This window comes from Pseudoalteromonas sp. SR44-5 (assembly GCF_014163675.1).
In the GTDB taxonomy this organism is placed as follows: domain Bacteria; phylum Pseudomonadota; class Gammaproteobacteria; order Enterobacterales; family Alteromonadaceae; genus Pseudoalteromonas; species Pseudoalteromonas rhizosphaerae.
In genome coordinates, this window is the sequence record NZ_JACJDT010000019.1 from 42,479 (window position 1) to 66,480 (window position 24,002).

18 protein-coding genes are annotated in these 24,002 nt (G+C 40.4%); 7 read left to right on the forward strand and 11 right to left on the reverse strand.

The annotated features are described in order from the left end of the window. Nucleotides 1–39: 39 nt before the first annotated feature. A complete protein-coding gene (locus tag H5154_RS12065; protein WP_182718426.1) occupies nucleotides 40–804 on the forward strand; it encodes an ElyC/SanA/YdcF family protein in 765 nt (254 codons plus the stop codon). A gap of 34 nt (nucleotides 805–838) precedes the next feature. Here H5154_RS12065 and H5154_RS12070 read toward each other — a convergent pair whose 3' ends face one another. After that, on the reverse strand, nucleotides 839–1,591 hold the full coding sequence (locus H5154_RS12070) for a Nif3-like dinuclear metal center hexameric protein (RefSeq protein WP_182718427.1): 753 nt from the start codon (nucleotides 1,589–1,591) through the stop codon (nucleotides 839–841). Nucleotides 1,592–1,741: 150 nt separating this feature from the next. Between H5154_RS12070 and H5154_RS12075 the strand changes: the two genes are divergently transcribed. Continuing rightward, complete coding sequence (locus H5154_RS12075) at nucleotides 1,742–2,107, forward strand: hypothetical protein (protein WP_182718428.1); 366 nt, start codon at nucleotides 1,742–1,744, stop codon at nucleotides 2,105–2,107. 33 nt (nucleotides 2,108–2,140) lie between these two features. Here the strand turns inward: H5154_RS12075 and H5154_RS12080 are convergent, their stop codons facing one another. Further along, nucleotides 2,141–2,614: an HPP family protein gene (locus H5154_RS12080; RefSeq protein ID WP_182718429.1), complete on the reverse strand. Its 474-nt coding sequence runs from the start codon at nucleotides 2,612–2,614 to the stop codon at nucleotides 2,141–2,143. A 99-nt stretch (nucleotides 2,615–2,713) separates the two neighbouring features. On the opposite strand from H5154_RS12080, the gene H5154_RS12085 reads away from it, so the two are divergent. After that, nucleotides 2,714–3,295, forward strand: coding sequence for a TetR/AcrR family transcriptional regulator (locus H5154_RS12085; protein WP_182718430.1), 582 nt, complete (start codon nucleotides 2,714–2,716; stop codon nucleotides 3,293–3,295). 46 nt (nucleotides 3,296–3,341) lie between these two features. Here H5154_RS12085 and H5154_RS12090 read toward each other — a convergent pair whose 3' ends face one another. The 8 genes from H5154_RS12090 to H5154_RS12125 all read right to left on the reverse strand — a co-directional run bounded on the left by H5154_RS12090 (nucleotide 3,342) and on the right by H5154_RS12125 (nucleotide 18,287). Beyond that, entirely contained in the window at nucleotides 3,342–6,524 is a 3,183-nt protein-coding gene (locus tag H5154_RS12090) for an amidohydrolase family protein (RefSeq protein WP_182718431.1), read from the reverse strand. A 106-nt stretch (nucleotides 6,525–6,630) separates the two neighbouring features. After that, nucleotides 6,631–7,455, reverse strand: a complete 825-nt coding sequence (locus tag H5154_RS12095; protein ID WP_182718432.1) for a M90 family metallopeptidase — start codon at nucleotides 7,453–7,455, stop codon at nucleotides 6,631–6,633. A 141-nt stretch (nucleotides 7,456–7,596) separates the two neighbouring features. Then, nucleotides 7,597–8,829: a M23 family metallopeptidase gene (locus H5154_RS12100; protein ID WP_182718433.1), complete on the reverse strand. Its 1,233-nt coding sequence runs from the start codon at nucleotides 8,827–8,829 to the stop codon at nucleotides 7,597–7,599. A gap of 436 nt (nucleotides 8,830–9,265) precedes the next feature. After that, nucleotides 9,266–11,203 carry a hypothetical protein gene (locus H5154_RS12105; protein WP_149982837.1) on the reverse strand — a complete coding sequence of 646 codons (1,938 nt, stop codon included), beginning with the start codon at nucleotides 11,201–11,203 and terminating at the stop codon, nucleotides 9,266–9,268. A gap of 318 nt (nucleotides 11,204–11,521) precedes the next feature. Further along, nucleotides 11,522–14,416 (reverse strand): ligand-binding sensor domain-containing diguanylate cyclase, encoded by a 2,895-nt coding sequence (locus tag H5154_RS12110; RefSeq protein ID WP_182718434.1) that lies wholly within the window; start codon nucleotides 14,414–14,416, stop codon nucleotides 11,522–11,524. 174 nt (nucleotides 14,417–14,590) lie between these two features. Continuing rightward, nucleotides 14,591–15,226 (reverse strand): CatA-like O-acetyltransferase, encoded by a 636-nt coding sequence (locus H5154_RS12115; protein WP_182718435.1) that lies wholly within the window; start codon nucleotides 15,224–15,226, stop codon nucleotides 14,591–14,593. Between the two features lie 92 nt (nucleotides 15,227–15,318). After that, nucleotides 15,319–16,359: a Glu/Leu/Phe/Val dehydrogenase gene (locus H5154_RS12120; RefSeq protein WP_182718436.1), complete on the reverse strand. Its 1,041-nt coding sequence runs from the start codon at nucleotides 16,357–16,359 to the stop codon at nucleotides 15,319–15,321. Between the two features lie 401 nt (nucleotides 16,360–16,760). Beyond that, complete coding sequence (locus H5154_RS12125) at nucleotides 16,761–18,287, reverse strand: fumarate hydratase (protein WP_145241038.1); 1,527 nt, start codon at nucleotides 18,285–18,287, stop codon at nucleotides 16,761–16,763. A 165-nt stretch (nucleotides 18,288–18,452) separates the two neighbouring features. Between H5154_RS12125 and pabB the strand changes: the two genes are divergently transcribed. The 3 genes from pabB (at nucleotide 18,453) to H5154_RS12140 (ending at nucleotide 21,874) form a co-directional block, all read left to right on the forward strand. Beyond that, the gene (gene pabB / locus H5154_RS12130; RefSeq protein WP_182718437.1) at nucleotides 18,453–19,799 is read left to right on the forward strand and encodes an aminodeoxychorismate synthase component I; all 1,347 of its coding nucleotides are present in this window, start codon (nucleotides 18,453–18,455) and stop codon (nucleotides 19,797–19,799) included. 5 nt (nucleotides 19,800–19,804) lie between these two features. Beyond that, nucleotides 19,805–20,398 carry a CoA pyrophosphatase gene (locus H5154_RS12135; protein ID WP_310736242.1) on the forward strand — a complete coding sequence of 198 codons (594 nt, stop codon included), beginning with the start codon at nucleotides 19,805–19,807 and terminating at the stop codon, nucleotides 20,396–20,398. A gap of 99 nt (nucleotides 20,399–20,497) precedes the next feature. After that, entirely contained in the window at nucleotides 20,498–21,874 is a 1,377-nt protein-coding gene (locus tag H5154_RS12140) for an L-serine ammonia-lyase (protein WP_145241045.1), read from the forward strand. 59 nt (nucleotides 21,875–21,933) lie between these two features. Here the strand turns inward: H5154_RS12140 and cysB are convergent, their stop codons facing one another. Continuing rightward, nucleotides 21,934–22,911, reverse strand: coding sequence for an HTH-type transcriptional regulator CysB (cysB, locus tag H5154_RS12145; RefSeq protein ID WP_145241047.1), 978 nt, complete (start codon nucleotides 22,909–22,911; stop codon nucleotides 21,934–21,936). Nucleotides 22,912–23,228: 317 nt separating this feature from the next. Here cysB and H5154_RS12150 point away from each other — a divergent pair, with 317 nt between their 5' ends. Then, on the forward strand, nucleotides 23,229–23,987 hold the full coding sequence (locus H5154_RS12150) for a hypothetical protein (RefSeq protein WP_149982843.1): 759 nt from the start codon (nucleotides 23,229–23,231) through the stop codon (nucleotides 23,985–23,987). Nucleotides 23,988–24,002: the final 15 nt, after the last annotated feature.

Below are 24,002 nucleotides of genomic sequence, written 5' to 3' on the forward strand. Positions count from 1 at the left end.
CAGTAGCATACAGAAAACCCCTTTATGTGTGCTACTGTGATGTTTGAACTGAAAAAAATCCTCGGTGCAATGCTAATGCCATTGCCTCTGTTTGCTCTACTGTGCTTTGTTTGCTTATTAATCGCACTGCGTACCAAGAAAGTCAGCATATTTATTGGTTTAATCGCAATTACCAGTTTATTGCTGATCAGTACCCCTTTTATTGGTCAAAAAATAATTGCTCCAAATTCACAGTTAAAGTATGTTTTTGATACAAATAAACAGCCGATACTCGATAAAATAGTGGTACTTGGTTGTGATATAAATCCTAACCCAAAACTTAACGCCAATAGCCAACTTGGTAATTGTGCTAAAAGCCGCCTAATCGAAGGTATGCGCTTAGCATATGTGTACCCACAAGCTCAACTTATTGTTTCAGGTGGCGGTTACAATAAAGTGACCAACAGTAGTTTGATGCAACAAACCGCGATAAGTTTAGGTATTGATGCGCAGCGTATTAAACAAAATCCTACGGCTATGGATACCGCCGATGAAGCACGGCTTTTAGCACCTGCTCTAGTTGATTTTAAAGTTGCACTGGTAACTTCGGCAAGTCACATGGCACGAGCAAAAGATCTATTTAATAGCCAAGGCGTTGATGTTATTCCAGCCGCCACTGACTTTCATGACTTTAGCGAATGGCCTACCCATAAACAGTATATTCCAAGTGCTGATGTGCTATTAGCGGTGACCCGTGATTGGCATGAAAGAATAGGCATGTTTTTGATAAGTGTGCGCCGCTGGATTGATCCAGAAGCGCTTTAAGGTCTAACTCACTTAAAGTGAATTAGCTGGCAACTCAAACTGGGTTGTCTATATCAATGAAGGTTACATCAAAACCATGTTGCTCAGCCAATAACTCACCGAGCGCTTTTATGCCATAGCGTTCGGTGGCGTGATGGCCTGCGGCAAAAAAATCGATCTTTTGCTCACGCGAACTGTGAATGGTCTGCTCTGAAGCCTCGCCTGTTAAATAGGCATCAATCCCCTGGCTAGCAGCCAAATCAATATAACCTTGACCACCTCCAGTACACCAAGCGATGGTCTCAATTAGCTCATCACGTACTAGACTCACTAAAGGTTCACGAGCAAGCACTGTTAATATTTTTTGTGCAAATTGCTCACCACTCATTGGGATTTTTAAACGCCCTTTGACTGCGACACTATTTGCTACAGGCTCCAAACCATCGAGTATTTCTAAATCAAGTAGCTGTGCTAATTGCGCGTTATTACCGATTGATGGATGCACATCAAGAGGTAAATGATAGGCAAATAAATTGATATCATGATTAAGTAACGCAGCTATGCGACGCTTTTTCATACCGGTAATAGGTTGCGCTTCACCTTTCCAGAAATAACCATGATGAACTAATATTGTGTCTGCGCCATGCGCAATTGCAGCATCGATTAATGCTTGACTGGCAGTGACACCTGTAACAATTTTTTTTATCTGTTCACGTCCTTCGACTTGTAGCCCATTTGGGCAAAAGTCTTGAATAGAATCAGGTCTTAAAATGGTATTTAGTAATTGGTTAAATTCTCTGCGCTGCATTTTTTTATTCCAGATTAGCGTTAAATTTTGTGCAAATTTTGGCGTTTATAGGGCTAAAATGGAAGGAAAATCGCAAAAAATTGAAAAGTAAGTCAAAAATAGGTATAAATAAATATTCTCAATCTGTGTTTACAACGTATAGGGCCTCTGATGAGCAAACTAGACAAAACAGAAGTATTAAATGCCTTTGAAGCAGCATATCAAGCAGCCAATGGTAAGAAACCTGAAATTACCAGCAAACCTGGTTGGTACAGCATCGACGGCGGCAAAAACTTGCGCCTTGCAGAAGTTGCTGAATTAACAGAGCAGCTAACTTCAGGCGATACGTCTGCACAACCTGCAGCACCTGCTAAGAAAACTAAAACTAAATCAGCAGTGCCAGCTAAAGCAGCTGTTAAAAAACCACCATTTACTATAACAACAGCTAATGAGGAAGGTTACACTGCCGAAGAGTTTTGGATTGTGTACCTAGCTAAAAAAGATCACGATTGCCGCTTACCTCGCGGTGTTGTGTAATAACTTTAGACTCGTAGCATAAAAAAACCGCTTTTAAGCGGTTTTTTTATGGCCAACAACGTTGAGTTTTGTATTCAACCACCCTGATATATACCCACAGATAACAATAAACACGGTACCAACAAGAACTGGCATAATCAAAAAGTCCCAACTTTGACCACTGACCATAATCAAAATAGGGTTGGCCCCTGCTGCAGGATGTATGGTGTTAGTCAACATCATTACGGTCACAGCTAATCCAGTCGCAATAGCAATACTGATCGGATCCACGCCTATAAAACTAATAAAAGCCAAACCTATCACGGCAGTGATGAAATGCCCTACAATAACATTTTTTGCTTTTGCTAAAGGGCTGTTTGGTACACCAAACACCAGTACCGCAGTTGCGCCAAATGGTGCCATAAGCCATACACCATAATTCCCTAAACTTTCTAAATATGCTAATACCGAAAGTGTCAGTGCAGAAAAGATACCCGCGATAACGGCTTTGTAAAATACATCATTCATTAATATTACTTCCTTCAGAGGTAGACCGACTTGTCTACACTTAGATGATAGACAAGTCGGTCTACTTATGTCAAGCTTACTTTTTGACTAGGAGCAACCATGGATAAACGTACCCAGATAATTAATACCGCACTCAGTGCGTTCTATCAAAGAGGGATCCATGCGGTAGGCATTAATGAAATACTTAAAGAAGCAGGTGTTGCAAAAAAAACGCTTTATAATCATTTTGTCAGTAAAGATGAGTTGATCTGTGCGTGTTTAGAGCTCAGAGATCAGCGCTTTAATCAGTGGTTGTATGAACAATTAGAAAACTGCAATACCCCCTTCGAAGTGGCTTATGCACTTTTTAGCGCACTCTCCGCTTGGATAGACAATAAAGTCTCTGAGCTTGGACCTTTTAATGGCTGTTTTTTTATTAATACCGCAGCGGAGTTTCCACACAGCGAGCACCCTATCGCGATGCTTTGCAAAGCACACAAAGAATCAGTTTTACAGTTATTGTTCGATAAACTCTCACACACAGAACAACTTAAAGGTCAGTTAGAAAAAACCATACAGTTAGCACAATTATTAATGACCTTAAAAGAAGGTATGATCTGTCAAGCTAGAGTGACGCACTCCAGTAATACACTAATGCAAGACCCAGTATTATTACGCCAACTTATAGCAAGTAGCATATAAAAAAAGCGGCTGTTCAGCCGCTTTTGATTGGTTATAACACTAATAATTACTTATCTTCAAAGTACAATTTGTCGCGTGCTTTTTTGCCAACTTCATTCATAGTCGCGGCATCAAATAACCGACCGTTGATCATCGTATAATCAACTTTATCTGTATCACGAATATTAGTCAGTGGATTACCATCAATCACCATTAAGTCAGCAAGTTTACCGACTTCCAATGAGCCGATATTCTGATCAAGGCCGATGTACTTGGCCGGATCAAGCGTCGCCGCACGAATAGCTTCCAGTGGACTCATACCACCTTGAGCAAACATCCAAATCTCCCAGTGCGCTGCAAGGCCTTCGCGCTGACCATGTGCACCTAGATTCACTAAAACACCTAAATCTTGTAGCTCTTTTGCTACCCGTGCATTGTTAAAGTGATTATAGTGGTGATCGGGTGCTTTAACACGGCGCATTGAACGTGGTAATAATTGGTTTTTTGGCACAAATTTACTTAAGCGCGGGTGATTCCACACATCAGTCTTATCATACCAATAGTTTTCTCCCCAGATGCCGCCATATGCCACACCAAGTGTTGGCGTGTAGCCTACATCACTTTGTGACCAAAGCTGCTTGATATCATCATAAATATTCGCCACGGGAATTGAGTGCTCAATGCCCGTATGACCATCAACCACCATCGTTAAATTATGCTGTAATAATGAACCACCTTCTGGCACCACCATCATTTCAAGCTCTCGGCCAGCTTCAATTACTTGTTGGCGTTGTTCACGTCGTGGTTGGTTGTATGATTTAACACTAAACGCGCCAACTTTCTTTAATCGCTCTAAGTGAAATTTAGCATCATCTAACGAATCAATGTGTGATGTATAACCTGGCATATTGGCACCATATAAAATAGTACCGGTTGAGAAAATACGTGGGCCTACAATAGTCCCCGCTTTTTGCATTTCGCTGGCTGTAAAAATCTCTGTTGTATCGTTTGATGGATCGTGAATTGTCGTGACGCCTAACGATAGGCCCGCTAAGTTTTTCCAATTTTGCTCAGGAATGATCTCATCGCTGCCTTGTGAACCATGCGCATGCGCATCAACAATTCCTGGCATAATTGTTTTGCCAGATACATCAATTACCTGTGCGCCTTTTGGAATGTTAATATCAACAGCTGTACCAACGGCTTTAATATGTTTACCATCGGTTAATAGTATACCATTTTCAATGACTTGCTCGCCTTTCATGGTAATAATACGTGCGCCCGTTAAAGCTATCATGCCTTTTGGTTCAGCCATTTTGCTACTAAAGCCAATGTTATCGCCACTTTTTACTTTAAAGTCAGCATCATCCGCTTTATTGATATCAAATAAACCTGCCAAACTTGCATGATAAAGCTCTGGGCCTAGCGTCCAATACAGTTTATCGCTGCTGGCGCTCCAGCTGATATTCTCACCGGCACGAACAGATAACTGCTCAATCGGAAATTGGCTGTCTTTAGGACCAATATTAATGGTTTTACCACTTTGCACTAATGGCGTAACAAACACTTTAAAACGTTCAGCAAAAGCGAGGTACTTGCCATCAGGCGATACTCTAAACTCAGTAGCATGCTCTGACTCATAAAGCTTAGTGATTTTTTTCGAATCAAGTTCAACCACACTTAGCGTTGGCTTAGGCCATGGGCTCATCACAAAAACTCGATCATTAGCTGATGCAAACTGCGGCTGATAACCACTTTTAGAAATTAACTCAGCTTTCCCGCCTTTGCTACTCACTGCATAAATACCCGGATGCAGTGACCAATCAGGGTTTAAAATGCTGCCTCCTGAGGCTTTACGGTACACTACCGTTTTGCCATCAGGACTAAATGTTGGCTCAACATATTTACCTGGCTCTGTGGTAATATCATCACCGCGACCACTACGCGCAGAGACAACTCGAACAGCCCCCTGTTCGTTATCATCCCAGGTTACATAGACTATTTTTTTACCATCACGGGAAAACTGCGGGAACAACTCAAAGTGGTCATTTTGTTCAGTTAAACGCTTTATTTTTCCTGACTCTAAATCGCGTTTATAAATATGTCCTAGCGCTTCAAAAATTGCTGTTTCACCATCCGGCGAAATCTGTACATTACGCAACATTTTTACAGCAAATTCATCGCTATCAATATTTTGTGTAAAACGCACTGCTTGTTGAATTTTCTTACTGGTTTTAACTTCAAATGGTACGGTTTCTACATCGCCATCTTGCACATCAAGTTTATGAATAGTACCGCCAGCCCAAAATATCAGTTGGTTATTATCTGGTGTCCATGCAATAGTTGGATACACGCCATGAATAGCCCAAGTCTCTTGCATATCACGTTCAAGCTTGTCATATAGCTTAGTATGCTTACCGCTGGTTAAGTCATATAGGTAGAGGCTAGTTTGAAAATCATCTCGTTTAATATACGCAAGCTTCTTACCGTCTGGCGACGGGGTTGGTCTAATCGCGCCGCCCATACCATCAATAATCGTTTCTATCTCACCCGTTTCGCGATCGTAACGCTTGATTTTATAAATGCCAGCAACCGAATCTTTTGAATAATGAAAGGTTTTACCCGGCGTTGCATCATGTGAAAAATAAACATATCGGCCATCAGGTGAAAACATCGGCTCACCTAAATCTTTTTGATCATTCTCACGTTTAGTGAGTTGTACACCTTTGCCACCCGCTTTATGATAAAGCCATACTTCACCTGCGCCTAATGAACGGCTCGCTGTAAAATGCTTACGAGCAACAATATAGTCGCCGTCGGGACTCCATGCGGGGCTGTTCAATAAGCGAAACGTTTCATCGGTTACCGCGGTTTGATTCTCACCGTTTAAATCCATCAACCAGATATTATCACCGCCACCTTGATCTGAGGTAAACGCAATATGTTTACCATCAGGACTAAAACGCGGTTGCATTTGCCATGCGATATCAGAGGTCAGTTGAGTGGCAATGCCACCAGCCATCGGCATAGTGTAAATATCGCCCAGCAAATCAAACGCAATGGTTTTGCCATCAGGACTGACATCGATATTCATCCAAGTGCCTTGAGAGACACTAATATTAGCATCAACAAATTGACCTTGTGGCGCATCCACTTGCCATTTTTTGTCATCATTATCTTGTGCCTGAGCCTGACCATATAGCGCCAGTGACACAGCTACAGCCATTGCTGTATGAAGCATTTGTTTCATCGCCTTCTCGCTTATTTTTATTGCGGTTTTCATCTTATAAACATGATTGCAACAAAAACGGCAGCAAGTTACCAGCGATATCTGATAAAGCGTCGTTATTTGGCGGTTAATGCCATTTTATTGGATCAAACTGATAATAGCCGACCAATAAACTGTATATTTCAGGATCATAATGGCGCAGCTCACTGGGCTTTTCGAGAAAAGTTTCGGTGATCACGGCAAAAAATTCGGCTTCATTAGTTGCACCATAACTATGAATAACATGCGGCATATTATACGCAACATGAGTTTTTAACTGATTATAAGCGCGGCTAAAAACACGCCCCCACTGTTTATAATCTGCCTCTTTAGCTAATATAGGCGTGCCTGTGGTTTTACCTGTTTCTTGATCAAGTTGGTGAGCAAATTCATGAAACACTAAATTATGTCCGTCACTGGGTAAGCGATTCCCTTCAAGCACATCGTGCCAGCTTAGAACTAAAGTCCCTCCAGGCCATGACTCGCCTTGACGAACAGTATTATGATAGCTTACTAATCCGGCACTATCACGAGATGTCTGCGGCGCGTAATAGGCACTTGGGTACAGCAAAATTTCTTTCACATTTAGATAAAGTGGCCATGGTTTATTAAGCACCAACACACATGCATCCGCAGCAATTATTAACTTCATACTCTCGTTTAGAATTAAACCATCACAACCAATAAAGCGTTTTTCATTTAGAAACCAGACAATATGACGCTCTAATTTTTCCCGATCAGCATCCGTCATTTTTTGATAGATAGGCATATACCGTAACAATAATGTTTTTTGCTTTTCATCTAAACGATAATCTTGATACTTTTTTTGCCACAAGCGGTTTTGAATAACCGGCCAACGCCAATAAACAACTACAAACGCAATCAGCGCAAATATTAATAATCCATTTACCATTACGAGGTCCTATCAACAGGTGTAGCTTATTAATATGTCCTGTGAGGATAAAATTCAATCATCTAGCCTAGCAACAGCTAAAAAACCGCCCATAACTATGTTAAAGGCGGTCAACTATATTATTACGTAAAATCAATTATATTAACGATATAAACGGTCCCATGCACAAGTACGGTAACCATTACGCTCAAAGTAGAAACGATTACAATTATCATCGTAGTTGCTATTGCCGACATCAATACGATGACCACTAATATATTGATTATGTAATGACACCTGCTGGCCGTTATACAACAAAGTAAAATGCACGTGAGGACCTGATGATTGTCCCCCTTCACATAGTGCTTGGTTATAATTGTTCGCATAACGACCGAGCCATGCACCTGGCTGCACAAAATCACCGCTACTATACTGCAGATTAGACATATGATAATAGTTGGTTGAATATCCACTCGAATGCGTTACGCGGATATTACATGACGAAAAACGTGTGATAGTACCGCCATGCGCCGCTTGAACATATGGTGTATTTGTGCCCCAACCACCAGAGCCATTATTAAAATCAAGCGATGAATATGGATAACCAGAGCCAGTATTAGAGTGAGCCCCACCGCTGTACCAATAATAACCTGATGACCATGGTAAGTTCATTGAAAAACTAGCCGCAGCAAACTGCTGATTGCTACTTTGTAGTGCACTTTTAGAGGATCTTTGTAACTGAGCGCGACTATCAGGGAATAGACGCTCAAACGTCGCTAAAAAGCCGGTCAGATCGCTCTTAGCGTAATTAACATTATCTTTGCTTAATACTTGTTTTTTAAGAACACTGACCAATGCTACTGTCGCTGCAGTACTGCTGTTGGTATTGACTCTATTGGTGATTTCCTCGCCCGCATACTTTGATGTTTCCGGGGTGGCTTGGCTATCTTGCCACTGTTTATATGCATAAAAACGTTGACTTAACATCATTACCACATCTTCTAGCTGGGCATCAAAACCGTGTTCGTCAGATAAACCTGCAAAAGCATTATTAATATCTGCGTCAGGATCAGAAAGTAAGCCACTTTGCAGCTCAATCAACGCTAAGATAACTTTAGGGTTGATACTTGTATAACCTGCCCAGTGCAAAACACGCTCTTTTTTATCTTCCAGTACAGGCGCATGCAGAGCAAAGAAATTATCCCAATCTTCACGCAACAAGTCATTATTGAACACAAACTGAGTATCGTCCACAGCCACCAAGGAGGTTAACTTAAGTGACTCAATGGACTGTGCAGTAAAGTTAAAATCATTATGCTTATGGCCTTGTGCAAACAACGCTGGCGACACACCTAAAACACCTGCTAAAGCTACATATATCATCTTACTTTTCATCTTTTGTTCCTTCTGTTCACATCAAAAAGGTCCCAAAGTGGGAACAAAAGGTATAGCATCAAATTCAACTAAATGTTAATAAAATGTTTTAATATATGTATTAGTATATATTATATACTCGAAAAGCAATGGCCTGTAGCGTGTTTATCTACCAAAAAAACATACACCCATATTGTCAACAAACCAAGCTTCTAGGCGATTTAAATATATAACCTCAAAATTGAATTTGGGATCATCTTAATTATCAATACACAAGTCCATCGTATAGCACTCTTTGTTAATGACACTTACGAGTTTATCTGACCCCAGAATAGTCAATATCTAATAACAGGAAATATATCTGTCGAATACATTATTAACTCAGTGAGACCCCCCTTTTAAGGAAGATAAAAAAGGGAGAGAGTACAAAACTCCCCCCCGTAGAAACAGCTAACCTTTAAAGCACAGGTAAGGTAATTTTGCCTGTAACAATTTCAGAACTGCCTTTTACAGCATACTCATAACCAAAAGTAACATTATTTTTACTGCTTAATTGATTGTCATCAAGATTTTCTATTTGATAAGTATTATTTGATAACTTATACCACTGACGATCAGGAAGGCTTGTGTAGAAATCAACAGAGTAGTCATCAATTAAAATAGTTTCATTAACAGCAACTGAAACTGTATTAATCTCGCTAATATTTATGTTGCCATCAGATACAATTGTGCTCTCAATTAGTGCAGGATTTACTTTTCCATTGGCTGTATAGCCTAGCAAATTAACTTTAAAATGACTTAAGGTTGCTATTGATGCTGGTAAGTAAAGACTACCATTGTTTGATTTACGCTTAAAACCAACATCTTCATTAGCTGTATTCTTAAGTACTATAGTTTTGCCGTCAGTTAATCCGTTATTATTATCCCAACGCAATTGATTGATATCAAAAGGAGATTGATCTGCAATACGAAATGAGCTTGCGGCTGAGATATTCACGACTTCACCTGTAGACTTCACACTGACTTTTTCAATGTTATACTCATAATGGCCGCCGACAAGAGGAGCGGCTGGTGACAGAGTAACAAATGTATCGTTATATTTAAGCGATGAGGTAAAAGGAACAGAAACGTCATTAAACGAAATTTGCGTTACGCCTTGTGCAATAAAATCGTTTTCATCATCAGTACCTTTAACAACCGTTATTTGACGTTTCTTAATTAATGACGCAGCACTATCAACTAACTCAATAGGCGCTTCCATAAACATATAGAAGTTTTGAGATGTTTCATCTGCTATGGCACTAACAACTCGCGGCCTAGAGGAAAACGACGATACTCTTGGCTTTATTACTAGTGATAAAACACCATCGTCTAGTTCATAAAAACGATTTAAATTATTAAAGCTTGAGTTAGTAACTGACACCCCACCATTTGTAGCATAAAGATTTACTTCACCTGTATCATAGCGATTACCTGAACTATCTACGAAACTAGGTAAAAGTAGCTTCATCTTTGAACTACCATTATATTCAAAAATATACTCTTTACTATCAGCATCGAAAGTTGCTGGCGTTCCTTTAGTAAGATTTTTTAATGAAACAAAGTTCAAATTATCAAATGTATTACCAAGTTCATTAATTACTGAAACACGGACTTCAAACTTTGCGTTTTCAGCTGTTTTAGAAACATACAAAGTATTTCCGTTGGTTAACTCGCTTATATTAATTTGGCTAATACTGTCTGACTGATTGTTATAACTAAAATCATCAACAGCATCATTGTCAACATCAAGGTCCATTGATAGCAGATCAGTAAAACCGGCTACTTTAGCAATAGAGTACATACCAGTATCTGCATTATAGGTAGAACGAATAAAATGTTCATTACGATTCGAAAATTCATTGTACATATTAAATGCAGTGGAAATACTGTAACTAAATTCAAGCCCTGCTACAGGTGTATTTTCACCATTAAGCAGTACTTCAAACTGCACAGTTTCAGCACTTGAAACTTCTAAACTTCCCAATTGAGCTATACCGTAATTCGTTTTACCGTAAAAAGCACGCTCCTGAAAAGAACCATCAGCACTGGAGACAAGCAGAACAAAGTCAGAGTTTTTTGGGAGCTCATTTAATTCAAATAAACCGTTTGAAACAGCGACAGGCTCGCTCCAGTCATTACCAATTTTAATTGATACTTGGGCATTATTAACAGACTCACCTGTTAATAAGTGTTTAACTGATCCAGTTAAAGTTACACTTTTTAGCTCAGCTTGAGCATCAGTATTATTTTCAATAGCAGCTACGATATCGTCATTATTATCTTCAACTTCTAGGCAACCAGAAAGGAAAAAACTAGATGAAATAGCAAGTGCAATAGCAGATTTTCTTAACATTTAAACTCCATGTATTTATTATTTTTACCCAGATTAGGCTCATGTGAAGTATACCGAAGTACTTGCTTATAACGCAACAATACAATCCCAAATCAGGGGCTTAAGTATCTGAACATAAGATGAATTGTCTATTTATCCCCCACAACCAACTGGATTGTTTGTTTTTATAGCAATTAATGTATAAAATCGACTGTCCATTTAATATAGAAAATAACATTAGCAATAAGTAAAGTTAAAGTATTCATAGTAAGTAATTTAACTACGAAGGATAACAGTCAAAAAATTTTTTAATAACCTTTTCACTTCACATTTTAATCTTTATATTTTATTTATTTCGACTCGATTTCGGCCATTACTTTTTGCTTGATAAAGCGCTTGGTCAGCTTGCGCCAGTAACCTGTCATAGTCATTAACTGCCAATGAATCTGCGACTCCAAAACTAACCGTTACCGATAACCCGCTAGCGATGTTTGAAAAATCGTAGTTTGCAATTTGCACACGTAATTCTTCACATAATTGAGCGGCTTGTTGCGCGGTTTTATGAGGGAATAGTAATGTAAATTCTTCACCTCCCCAGCGAGCAACTTGACTATCATCACTCTCATTGAGCTCTCCTAGTATATGAGCAACTACGCAAATTACTCGGTCGCCAACAATATGTGACCACCCGTCATTAATTCGCTTAAAATGGTCAATATCCATAATCGCAATAGCCAGAGGTGAATCATGTTGCTTAAAGTCAGCAAAATTATCCGCGAGCCAACAATCAAAGGCACGACGATTTGGCAAATCAGTTAGTTGATCATGGGTTGCTTGATGAGCAAAGGCATCTGTTTGTTGTTGTAGATCATTAGTTTGTTGCTCAACCCGCTTGATCAGCTCGATTTCTATTTTTTTATAATGATAAAGTCGGTATCTATAAAGCCCGTAGACCAATGCTAATAAACCGATAAAAACCATGATCTTAAAAGTAGTTTTTTGCCAGAAATATGACTGGATCACAAACGTTAAGGTTTTATCATTATCTTGCCATTGCCCATTAGGGTAGCCAGAACGTACTTTGAACGTGTACTTGCCCGGTGGTAAGTTAGTATATTCTGTAATACTGAGTTGATTACGGTTAACCCACACATTGTTATAGCCAGCCAATTGGGTCTGATAATTCAATCGATGGGGCATAATAAAACTTAAGCCCGCATAATGAAAAGAGAGCCGCGAAACACCCAGCGGTAAAATGATTTCCTCATCTTGCTGCACTAAGGGGGTCATTTTGCCATCTACATACATGGCCTCAATAATTGTCGGTAATGTCTTCTTAGTAGCTTGCTTTAATCGTTCAGGGACGATAGTACTTGCCCCTTGCGCTGTAGCAATCCAAATACTGCCATCTTTATGCAACACCGCAGCAGGATTAGACCCGCCATTAGCCTGGGCGCTAAGCATGCCGTCTCCTTCATCATATAGCTGATACTGGATTGGCAACGCATTATTTTGTGCTAACTGGGCGAGTCGCTGTTTGACTTGCTGTTGATTAACTTGGATCACACCGCGATTACTAGATAACCAAAACGAATCTCCCTGTGCCACAACTTGAAACAACTTATCAACTGGCAAGCCTTGTTCACGCCCAAGAATACTCATCTCTCCGGTTGGGATATGACACCGGACAAGACCACGGTCTGTCGCCATCCAGATATATTCAGACTCAGCATAAAAACCAAAAGCATATGCAGCATCAAAATGGGCTGGAAATACTTTAGCCGTAAACTTTTCTAAACTTGGGCTAAAAAATGCGACCCCAACGCCGGTTCCAATCCATACATTGCCATAATTGTCTTCGCTAAGGGCTATAATAAAATCACCAGGTAAACCATCTACACTTGAAAACTGCTTCAGTGATCCATCCACATCTATTCGTGTCAATCCTGCTGCGGTTCCTACCCATAAGCGCCCTGCACTATCAAATAATAACGCCCTGACCTCATTGCTGGCTAAGCCATTTTTACGATCTAGAACAGGATAAGCTTTACCATTGATAATCCTCATCAAACCTGAGGTATAAGTCCCTAGCCAAATATGTCCTTGCGCATCCTCAGCTAAACTTAAAACCGATAACGAATCATTCCCATAAGCAGCAGGGAATGTGTTTACTTTATTATCTTCAATACGGTTTAAACCTAGGCTGCCGCCTACCCATAAGCTACCATCTGAATGGGACAGCACGGTGCGAACATAGTCCCCTGTTAAACCGCGTTTTGTGGTCCAAGTTGAAAAAGCAGCTTCACGCAATCGGTACAAACCGCCATTTGTGCCAACCCAAATACTATTTTCACGATCTTGTAATAGCGATAAAATCCGATTGGCTGGTAAACCAGCGTCAGCATCAAGTTGTTCAAGTCCTAACGGGCTTAATCGAAACACCCCTTTATTGATCGTACCAAACCAAAGATCATCATGATCATCTTGTAAAATACTTGAGATAGCCTCATCTTTAAGCTGAGCATGAATACTGACAAAACGGTTGTTCACCTGCTTCCATGCGCCTTGTTCACTGCCTACAATGAGTTCACCTTGGCGGGTCAAATACAAGGTGTATATTGGACTTTGTGGTAAACCTGAATCGGGAGTAATTAATCGCGCTGTTTTATTATTAATTTGATACAAGCCTTTGCTGGTTGCAGCCCAAATCATACCGGCTTTGTCTTCTATTAGGCGATAAGCACTGAAGTTTTCTAAAATCGCCGTGTCCGGCGCACTATCAAACTCTCGATATACAACACCTTGGCCCTCAAGAGCTAACCAAGTTTCATCGGAAGGTGTTTTTAATACATGATTTACCATCGCAGTGGCATTAGGCTTAGCGTGCCATTGCCCTTGATATAAATGACTGATCCCACCTCGGGCACCCACGATATATAAACCGCCATCAGCTTGTGGGGCTAAACTACGTAAACCAGAATCTGGTAAACCAGTTATTTCCGTGCGTGTAAATAGTTTAAACTCACGGCCATTAAATCGGGCTAATCCTTCCCATGTGGCAATCCATATATAGCCATCATTTGTTTGCACCACACTATTGATACTATTGTGAGGCAAACCAGAACGGGTATTCCAAGTTTCGGCAAAGTAGTCATTAAGAGGTAAACGGGTTTGCTCAGCAGCAAAGCTGCTAAAAACAACAAAAAAGAAAAAGCAAAGACCTAAACGAATCATTATACTAAACGCCTTCGTAATTATGGCGAGCTAACAACTTAGCATTAACGCAAATTAAATAGATAATGATTTACTAGTAGTTAATTATCATTATATTTTTTGTATAGGAATTATACTAACATAGTCTGAGTTTTATTTTCATTAACTAAATAACACAATTCGTTTACGACTACGCTAAGCACACAGAGCGTCTATGCTTTGCTGCAGCTGGTCAATAAACTTCGCTACATGTAAACCATCCATCAATGCATGGTGCACATCTATTGAGATAGGCAATGTCCCCTTTTGCGCATCAAACTGTCCAAACACTAATTTAGGAATGCCGAAATGATTACCTTGTGTATGTGCGTGAGAGAAGCTTGTAAAGTTCAACCACGGTAAAACCGAAATATGGATCAAATCAGTCTGACCTTCGGTTTGCGCAAAAGCAGTTGAGAATAATGGCTGTTGCTTTGCAGCTAAGCTAACTTTATTTGCATGCACTTGAAAGTCGTTAAACGTAGCTTGTTGTGAAAAATAGCTAAACCTAAAGGTATCATCATCAGCAAGCTCTACAACACTGGCACGTTGAGCAGCTAGTTGCCAAGGTACACCGTCAATGATCCTCAGTAACATTGGTTGATAAGCATTGCTTGCCTGCAATGTCGCATAGATATAGGCATGAAAAAAAGAGCATTGCTGTGATTTACAATACCGATACAGCGCCCCCATATCTAATTGTACACATACATTAAAATAAGGTTGCGTAAACTCTTTAAACAGTGAGAAATGTTGTTGGCGTGGCCATGTGGCTAAATCGATGGGCGTCATATCTTTAGAAACTATACAAGTCAGGATGACCGTATCGTGAGGGATTTACTGAATAATGTAAAGGCGTGCAATTGCACGCCTAAACGCGTTTATTATAAACCGTTTTCGATTATCTCTTGTGCGAGTTCGTCTGCGATCAAATGCGTTGATTTTTGCTCTTTCTCACTTCGCGAAAAAATTTCAGTTAAGGTTTTGAAAATCCCCTCAACATGTTTATTTGATGCCTCAGCACTGTAACCTTCTGGCGCTGTTTCATAATAAACATTAATAATACCACCTGCGTTAATCACATAATCTGGTGCGTATAAAATACCTTTTTCACGAATGATCTCACCGTGGCGAGACTCGGCTAATTGGTTATTTGCACAACCAGCAATAATTGTCGCTTTAATGCGTGGAATAGTCGCATCATTTACTGTTGCACCAAGTGCACACGGTGCATATACATCGACATCAAGGTCGTATATTTCATCAATGCCTACAGCAGTCGCAGTAAAATCATTCACGACTCGATCAATTGCCACTTGGTTGATATCAGTTACAAACAAGGTCGCACCCGCGTCATGCAAATGTTTACATAAGCCATAAGCAACAGCGCCTAAGCCTTGTACTGCCACTTTAATGCCACTCAAGTCTTGGTGACCACGTTGATGTTGTAACGCCGCTTTAATTCCTAAAAATGTGCCATACGCTGTAAATGGTGATGGGTTACCACTTTTACCTTCAAGGCCTAATACATAGTTAGTTTCTTTATTCATAATAGCCACATCATCACAGGTGATGTTTACATCTTCAGCAGAATAGTAACTACCATTTAAGCGCTCTAATTGGCGACCAAATGCACGGAATAACTGTTCAGACTTAATTTCTTTGGCATTACCAATGATCACAGATTTACCACCACCAAATGGTAAACGTGCTACCGCATTTTTGTAGGTCATACCCTTTGATAAACGAAGCGCATCGACAACAGCGTCGTCATCACTTGCGTAATCCCACATTCTGCAACCACCAACAGCAGGACCTAAATTAGTATTATGAACGGCAATAATTGCACGAAGGCCTGATTCTTTATCTGAACAAAAAACCACTTGTTCGTGGTTATCAAAATCAACTCGATTGAACACAGCCACTTTATCTTACTCCGAAATTTGTAACCCGTGAGAGGGTATGCACGCTGAAATTGCCGAGACTCTACCACTTCATATTACAGCTTGCCACTATATGAGATGATAAAACCTATCAATATAAGACGCTGTAATAAATAAGCTAATTTATCGCAATTTTAAACATTTTAAATTCAAAAAAAGTTACTTTTTAGAATAGCTAATTAACTTAACTAAAAATATAGCATGATAACGTTTACGTGAACGTCAATTTGAATATTATTGTAAAGTTTAAATTACAAGGCAATAAACAGCAACAAGAGAGTAATGATGGGTGTTTGCGGGAGATTAGGTGGTTTACATCCAACTGGTCAGAGCTGATAAGCGGTATCTGAGAAGACTCAAATACCGCATAATAAAGCGAATACTTATTTTAACTTAGCGTCTAACTCTGCAATTTTAGCTTTCCAAATTGCTGGGCCTTGGGTATGCGCATTTGCGCCTTCACTATCCACTGCGACAGTGACTGGCATATCTTCTACTTCAAATTCATAGATAGCTTCCATACCTAAATCTTCAAATGCCACTACACGGGCTTTTTTGATTGCTTTAGATACTAAGTAAGCTGCTCCACCTACGGCCATCAAATACACAGATTTATTGTTTTTGATAGACTCAACTGTTGCAGGGCCACGTTCCGCTTTACCAATCATGCCAATTATGCCAGTTTTTTCTAGCATCATGTCAGTGAATTTATCCATCCGAGTTGCTGTTGTAGGACCTGCAGGGCCCACTGCTTCATCACGTACCGCGTCAACTGGGCCAACGTAGTAAATAAACTTATTGTCAAAATCAACACCTGCTGGTAACCCTTCACCAGAATTGATCATATCTTGCAGACGTTTATGCGCTGCATCACGACCAGTTAATATAGTCCCTGACAGTAATACTGTTTCGCCCATTTTCCATTCATGCGTATCTTCTTTAGTTAGCGTATTTAAGTCAACACGACGCGTACCCTCACCCACTTCAAATGTGACTTCTGGCCAATCTTCAAGTTTTGGCGCTTTTAAGTTTGCAGGACCTGAACCATCTAATGTGAAATGTACATGGCGAGTCGCCGCACAATTTGGGATCATAACCACAGGTTTTGAGGCCGCATGAGTCGGTGCGGTTTTTATTTTCACATCAACCACTGTTGTTAAACCGCCAAGGCCTTGTGCGCCAATACCGAGCTTATTTGCGCGCTCAAATATTTCTAAACGAAGTTTCTCTTCGGTGGTTTCTGCGCCACGTTCCATAAGCTCATGGATATCAACTGGATCCATAAGTGATTCTTTTGCCATTACTGCGGCTTTTTCTGCCGTTCCACCAATACCTATACCTAGCATGCCTGGTGGACACCAACCAGCGCCCATGGTCGGCAAGGTCTTTTCGACCCATTCAGCCACATCATCAGATGGATTAAGCATCACCATTTTACTTTTATTTTCAGAGCCGCCGCCTTTTGCTGCCACCATTACTTCAACATTGCCGCCTGCCACTAAATCAATGTGCACGACCGAAGGCGTATTATCTTTGGTGTTTTTACGGCTACCTGCAGGATCTGCAACAATAGATGCACGCAATGGATTATCTGGATTCAAATAAGCACGACGCGTCCCTTCGTCAACCATTTGCTGTACGGTTAAATCTGTTTTGTCCCACTTAACATCCATACCTACTTTCACAAAACAGGTAATAATACCTGTGTCTTGGCACAAAGGACGTTTGCCTTCTGCCGACATCCGCGAGTTAATTAAAATCTGCGCAATGGCATCTTTTGCCGCTTTACTTTGTTCTTTGTTATAGGCTTTTTCGAGCGCTTGAACAAAATCAAGTGGATGATAAAACGAAATATACTGCAATGCATCTTCAATGCTATCAATAAAGTCTTGCTGACGAATTGTACTCATAGGGGTTCCTTAAATTACCTTTACGTGAGAACACGTAAACTAGGCCAAACCAGTGACGGTGGTTTGTACAGCGCTTAGGCAACGTCACTAAACGCTGCCAAAAAATTATAACTTATGATACCCTCCTAGCTCGTTTCGAGCCAGTTCTTCAGGGTAAAAAAATAGATGATAAAGCAACAAAAAACCTGTATTCAATTAGACATTTCGCTCAACTGCCTAGAGGTTTTCGCCTATTTTGCCCATTTACCTTATGCCGTGCTGCTGGATTCAGCCAACAGCGACCATATAAATAGTCGTTACGATCTGATTGCTATTGCACCAAAAATGCGCCTCGAAGTTAAAAATAACCACACGTTTATTGATGACAAGGCAACTGAACAAGATTGTTTTAGCATTATTAAAGCACAGCTAAATACTCTAGATAGCAGTAAAACTCAGCCTAACCTACCTTTTAGTGGCGGCTGGCTCGGGTATTTTGGTTACGACCTTGGCCGAGTCATTGAAAAACTTCCCAGCCAAGCTATCGATGATATCGATATGCCACAACTAGCTATTGGTCTCTATCTGGATGCACTTATCTATGATAAAAAGCTGCACAGTTGGTTTTATGTCGCACAGCCTGATGTTGATAGATCAGCAATGTATCTACAGGAGTTAGCTCACGCCTCTCCAATTACCTCGCCATTTGAAATCACCCGAGGCTGGTCATCAAATATGAGCCGCGCACAATACAGCGCTAAGTTTGCAAGAATTCAGGGGTATTTAAAAAGTGGCGATTGTTATCAAATTAACTTAGCACAGCGTTTTACAGCACAGTATCAAGGCTCACCGTGGCATGCTTATTGTACTTTGCGCGAAGCTAACAAAGCACCATTTTCAAGTTTTATTAATCATCCTGATGGCGCTATTTTATCTATTTCTCCTGAGCGCTTTATTGCCATTAATGATAATCAGGTTGAAACCAAGCCAATCAAAGGAACGCTGCCACGGTGTCTTGATAAAAAAGAAGATGCGTTACAAGCAACTCGATTACAAAATTCAGCGAAAGATCGCGCTGAGAATGTGATGATTGTTGATTTACTGCGCAACGACTTAGGTAAAGTTGCCAAACCTGGTACCGTGCAAGTCCCGTCACTCTTTGCGATTGAAAGTTTTCCTGCAGTACACCACTTAGTCAGTACCGTGACAGCAAAGTTAGCTGACGATAAAACTGCGGTTGATCAGTTGTATGCTGCTTTTCCGGGAGGGTCAATCACCGGTGCACCCAAAATTCGTGCGATGGAAATCATTGAAGAATTAGAACCGCATCGGCGCAGTATTTACTGTGGTTCAATCGGTTATTTGAGCGCTTGTGGCAATATGGATACCAGTATTACCATCCGAACTTTAGTGTGTCATAAACAGCATATTTATTGTTGGGCTGGCGGCGGCATTGTTGCTGATTCACAAGTGGATTTGGAATACCAAGAAACTTACGATAAAGTAAATAAAATCTTACCTTTATTGAAGTAACCTGTGTGAATAGCAAACAGCTTATGGCTCGTTTTCAGCTAACTGCGCCTGCCAATGAGTATATACAGCCAGCTGATAAGAGACATTTTAAACAACGTCCTCAACGAGCCAGTGCCGTTATGTTACCGCTGATTGATGTAGATAACAGCGCGCACATATTACTATGCAAACGCCCAATGTTCTTAAATCACCATCCTGGGGAAATTTGCTTACCAGGTGGTAAGCATGAGTTGAGCGATGCAAACTTACGCCATACTGCACTGCGTGAACTTAGTGAAGAGCTAAATATCGCCCCATCAAATGTCACTGTCATCGGTCAATTAGGCGATTACTCAACTCTTACCGGCTTTACGATTACACCGTTCGTTGGTGTATTAGCCCCAGATACACATTGGCATGCAGACCAAAATGAAGTGGCCGCCAGTTTTTTGCTGCCCGTCAGCGCACTCGCTGATGTAAACAATTGGCAACCCTTACCTTTTCATCGCTTTGGCAAAACTATTACTTTACAAGGTTTTTCAACTCCTTACGGACTACTTTGGGGAGCCACTGCTAGCATTATTAAAAACTTTACAAAACAGCTTGCCATACCAGTATAAATCTCAATTGCAAAGGGTTACAAGGGTACAATTACGCGTTATTATGTGCGACCGTTCAAAGGCAGCAATCGTGCTGAGTAAAAGTAGAGTAAAGTTATTATGATCAGTGCATTCGATATGTTTAGTATTGGCATTGGCCCGTCATCATCACACACCGTCGGCCCAATGCGCGCATCGCGTTTATTTGTTAACGAACTACAACAACAAAACTTGTTAACCGATGTCACCAGCATTAAAGTTGAGCTATATGGCTCATTGGGACAAACAGGTATCGGCCATGGTTCAGGCAAAGCAGTTATCCTCGGACTTGCGGGTTATGATCCGGAAACCATTGATGCCGATTTAGTAGACGATATTCTCGCTAAAATTGAAAATGAACAAGTGATCCACTTAAATCAAGTGCATCAAGCAAAGTTTCCAAAACAAGGAGCGATTGTATTCCACCGTCGTAAAACTTTGCCAAAACACTCAAATGCAATGGAGATCATTGCTTTTAAAGGCGACGAAAAACTCCATAGTAAAGTTTACTATTCAATTGGTGGCGGTTTTATTGTTACCGATGAAGAATTTGAAAACGAAAAACAAGCTGCGCTCACTGTCCGTGAAGAAAATCCAGCCCCCTTTCCATTTGGCAGTGCCAAAGAATTATTAGAAATGTGTAAGGAGTCAGGCTATAGCGTATCAAGCTTGATGATGAAAAATGAAAAAACCTTACGCACAGAAGATGAAATAAAAGATGAACTATTCAATATTTGGCAAGTAATGAAAGCCTGTATTGAACGCGGTATGCGCACCGAAGGAATTTTACCTGGTGGTTTGAAAGTTAAACGTCGCGCCCCTAGCCTGTACTTAAAGCTCAATATTGAAGTCAGCAATGACCCCCTACGCGCAATGGACTGGGTGGATTTGTTTGCCCTTGCTGTTAATGAAGAAAACGCTGCAGGTGGCCGTGTAGTTACAGCCCCAACTAATGGCGCAGCAGGTATTTTACCTGCGGTATTAATGTACTACCACACATTCATTAAAGAAATAGACCGCGATATTGCAACTCGTTATTTATTAACTGCCGCTGCAATTGGCATCCTGTATAAAAAGAATGCCTCAATTTCAGGTGCTGAAGTTGGTTGCCAAGGCGAAGTTGGCGTCGCATGTTCAATGGCTGCTGGTGCACTGACTGAAATTGTCGGTGGCAGTGTATTACAAGTAGAAAATGCCGCTGAAATTGGCATGGAGCATAACTTAGGGTTAACCTGCGACCCTGTCGGTGGATTAGTACAAGTGCCGTGTATTGAACGTAATGCGATGGGAGCTATCAAAGCAATTAATGCATCGCGTTTGGCTATTCGTGGCAGTGGCGAGCAAAAAGTATCATTGGATAAAGTTATTAAAACCATGCTTGATACTGGTAACGATATGAAAACTAAATATAAAGAAACCGCTCGCGGTGGCTTAGCTGTAAATATAATTGAGTGTTAAGTTTTATAGTCATTAAAAAAGCCGCAATATGCGGCTTTTTTGTTTTCAAAAGATTAAAGTCACTTAACCGGTAACTCTATATCTTCAAACAGCTTATCTACGTCATCTTGATTACGTAGTAAACTCGCTCGCTCAACCCGCTCTTTGGTCAAATGTGGTGCAAAACGCTCTATAAAATCATACATATACGTACGTAAAAAGCTGCCTTTTCTAAAGCCAATTTTAGTGGTGCTGGCTTCAAATAAATGGCTTGCATCAATACACACTAAATCGGTATCTGCAATTTGATCAATCGCCATTGATGCTACAACACCCACACCTAAACCTAAGCGTACATAGGTTTTAATCACATCGGCGTCAGTTGCTGTAAATACAATGTGTGGTTCAAGTCCCTGCGCATTAAATGCTTTATCAAGTTCTGAACGGCCAGTAAAACCAAATACATAAGTAATAAGTGGATACTGGGCAATATCGGCAACGGTCAGCGACTCTGCTTTTTTAGCTAGTGGATGGTCTTTTGCCACCACAATACTGCGATTCCAGTGATAGCAAGGTAACATTACTAAATCAGAGTATAAATGCAGTGCTTCAGTGGCAATTGCAAAATCAGCATCGCCTCGAGCAGCAGCATCAGAAATTTGCTGCGGCGTACCTTGGTGCATGTGCAATGACACCGCAGGGTACTTTTTCATAAATCCTTGGATCACACTTGGCAGTGCATACCGTGCTTGGGTATGTGTGGTGGCAATATTCAACTTACCTTGATCAGGTAATGTATGCTCATTTGCAACCGCCTTAATACCCTCTACTTTAGAAAGGATCTCACGGGAAATATTAATTATTTCAGTGCCCGCGCTGGTAACGTGGGTTAAGTGTTTTCCACTTCGCCCAAAAATCTGCACGCCCAACTCATCTTCCAACATACGTACTTGCTTAGAAATACCTGGCTGTGAGGTAAACAAACTTTCAGCGGTTGCTGAAACATTAAGTTTATGATTTTGGACTTCGACGATGTATCTGAGTTGTTGTAATTTCATGGCTGCATTTTTTAGTGTAGTTATACTGCTTATTTATAAATGCTACATCGCGTCAAGCCAAGTTTTTTCTGATTAACAATAGAAAAAGGCTGTCTGGAATCGTATTTATAAGGTTATTTGCTTAGGCTAGCATAATCCCTCGTCTTGAGGTAGCCATCTTTTGAGCTGACGCGCAAAATGAAAAAATATCATACGCAGATAGTAATAAATGATGAGAAAGTGAATTCTTTTTTACATAAGCCGCGCAAAACTATCCCGTTAGCATATATTTAATGTAAGATTAAAATTATTAGCTTGTGAAATTTGAGACCTAAACCATGATCGTTTCTATTATTATTATGTTGATTGTTGCACTGATTGTCATTGCCCTCTGGGTCAGTGCGGTACAACAGCATAAAGAGAAACAAGAAACAGAACGCCGTAAAGACTTAACCAAACAAAAAAAAATCATTGAAGAATCAGAAGATGTTCTAGTAAATAGCGCCAACATACCTATGTCAGAACATATTTTACGTATTCTGCAACGGCGTATTCATGATGCGTTAGCAGCAATGGTGCAGCTATCTCCTAATTCAAAAGAGTTAAAGAATCGCTTAAAAGAAGCCAATGAACGTTTAGGGAACTCAATCGACACCGCTAACTCAGAAAACTTAGTGTTACCCGATAACGACAAGCAATTAATAGCACTTATTCAAGGTATCAAGAAAGTACGTGCAGTGCTTCGCTCAGAGCATGGTAAAGGAAAAGTAGACAGCCAAATTTTTATTGCTGAAGACAAGCGCTTAGAAAAGCTCCAATTACGAATTAATATTGAAAGCCAGATTAAACGAGGTATCTCAGCGCGCTCTGCGAATATGGTCGGTTCTGCACGCCAATACTTTGAAAAAGCGTACGCAACTGTATCAGCAGTAGCTTATAGCGACGATTATATAACTACAAAACGCCAAGAACTCGAAGGTTATTTAGAAGCAATAAGCACCGACCTTAAAGCCTCCAATGCAACTGCACTGAAGAAAAAAGCAGAGCAAGAACAAGATGATTTAGACGTGCTTTTTGCACCAAAGAAAAAGTGGTAAACCACTTTTTCTTTG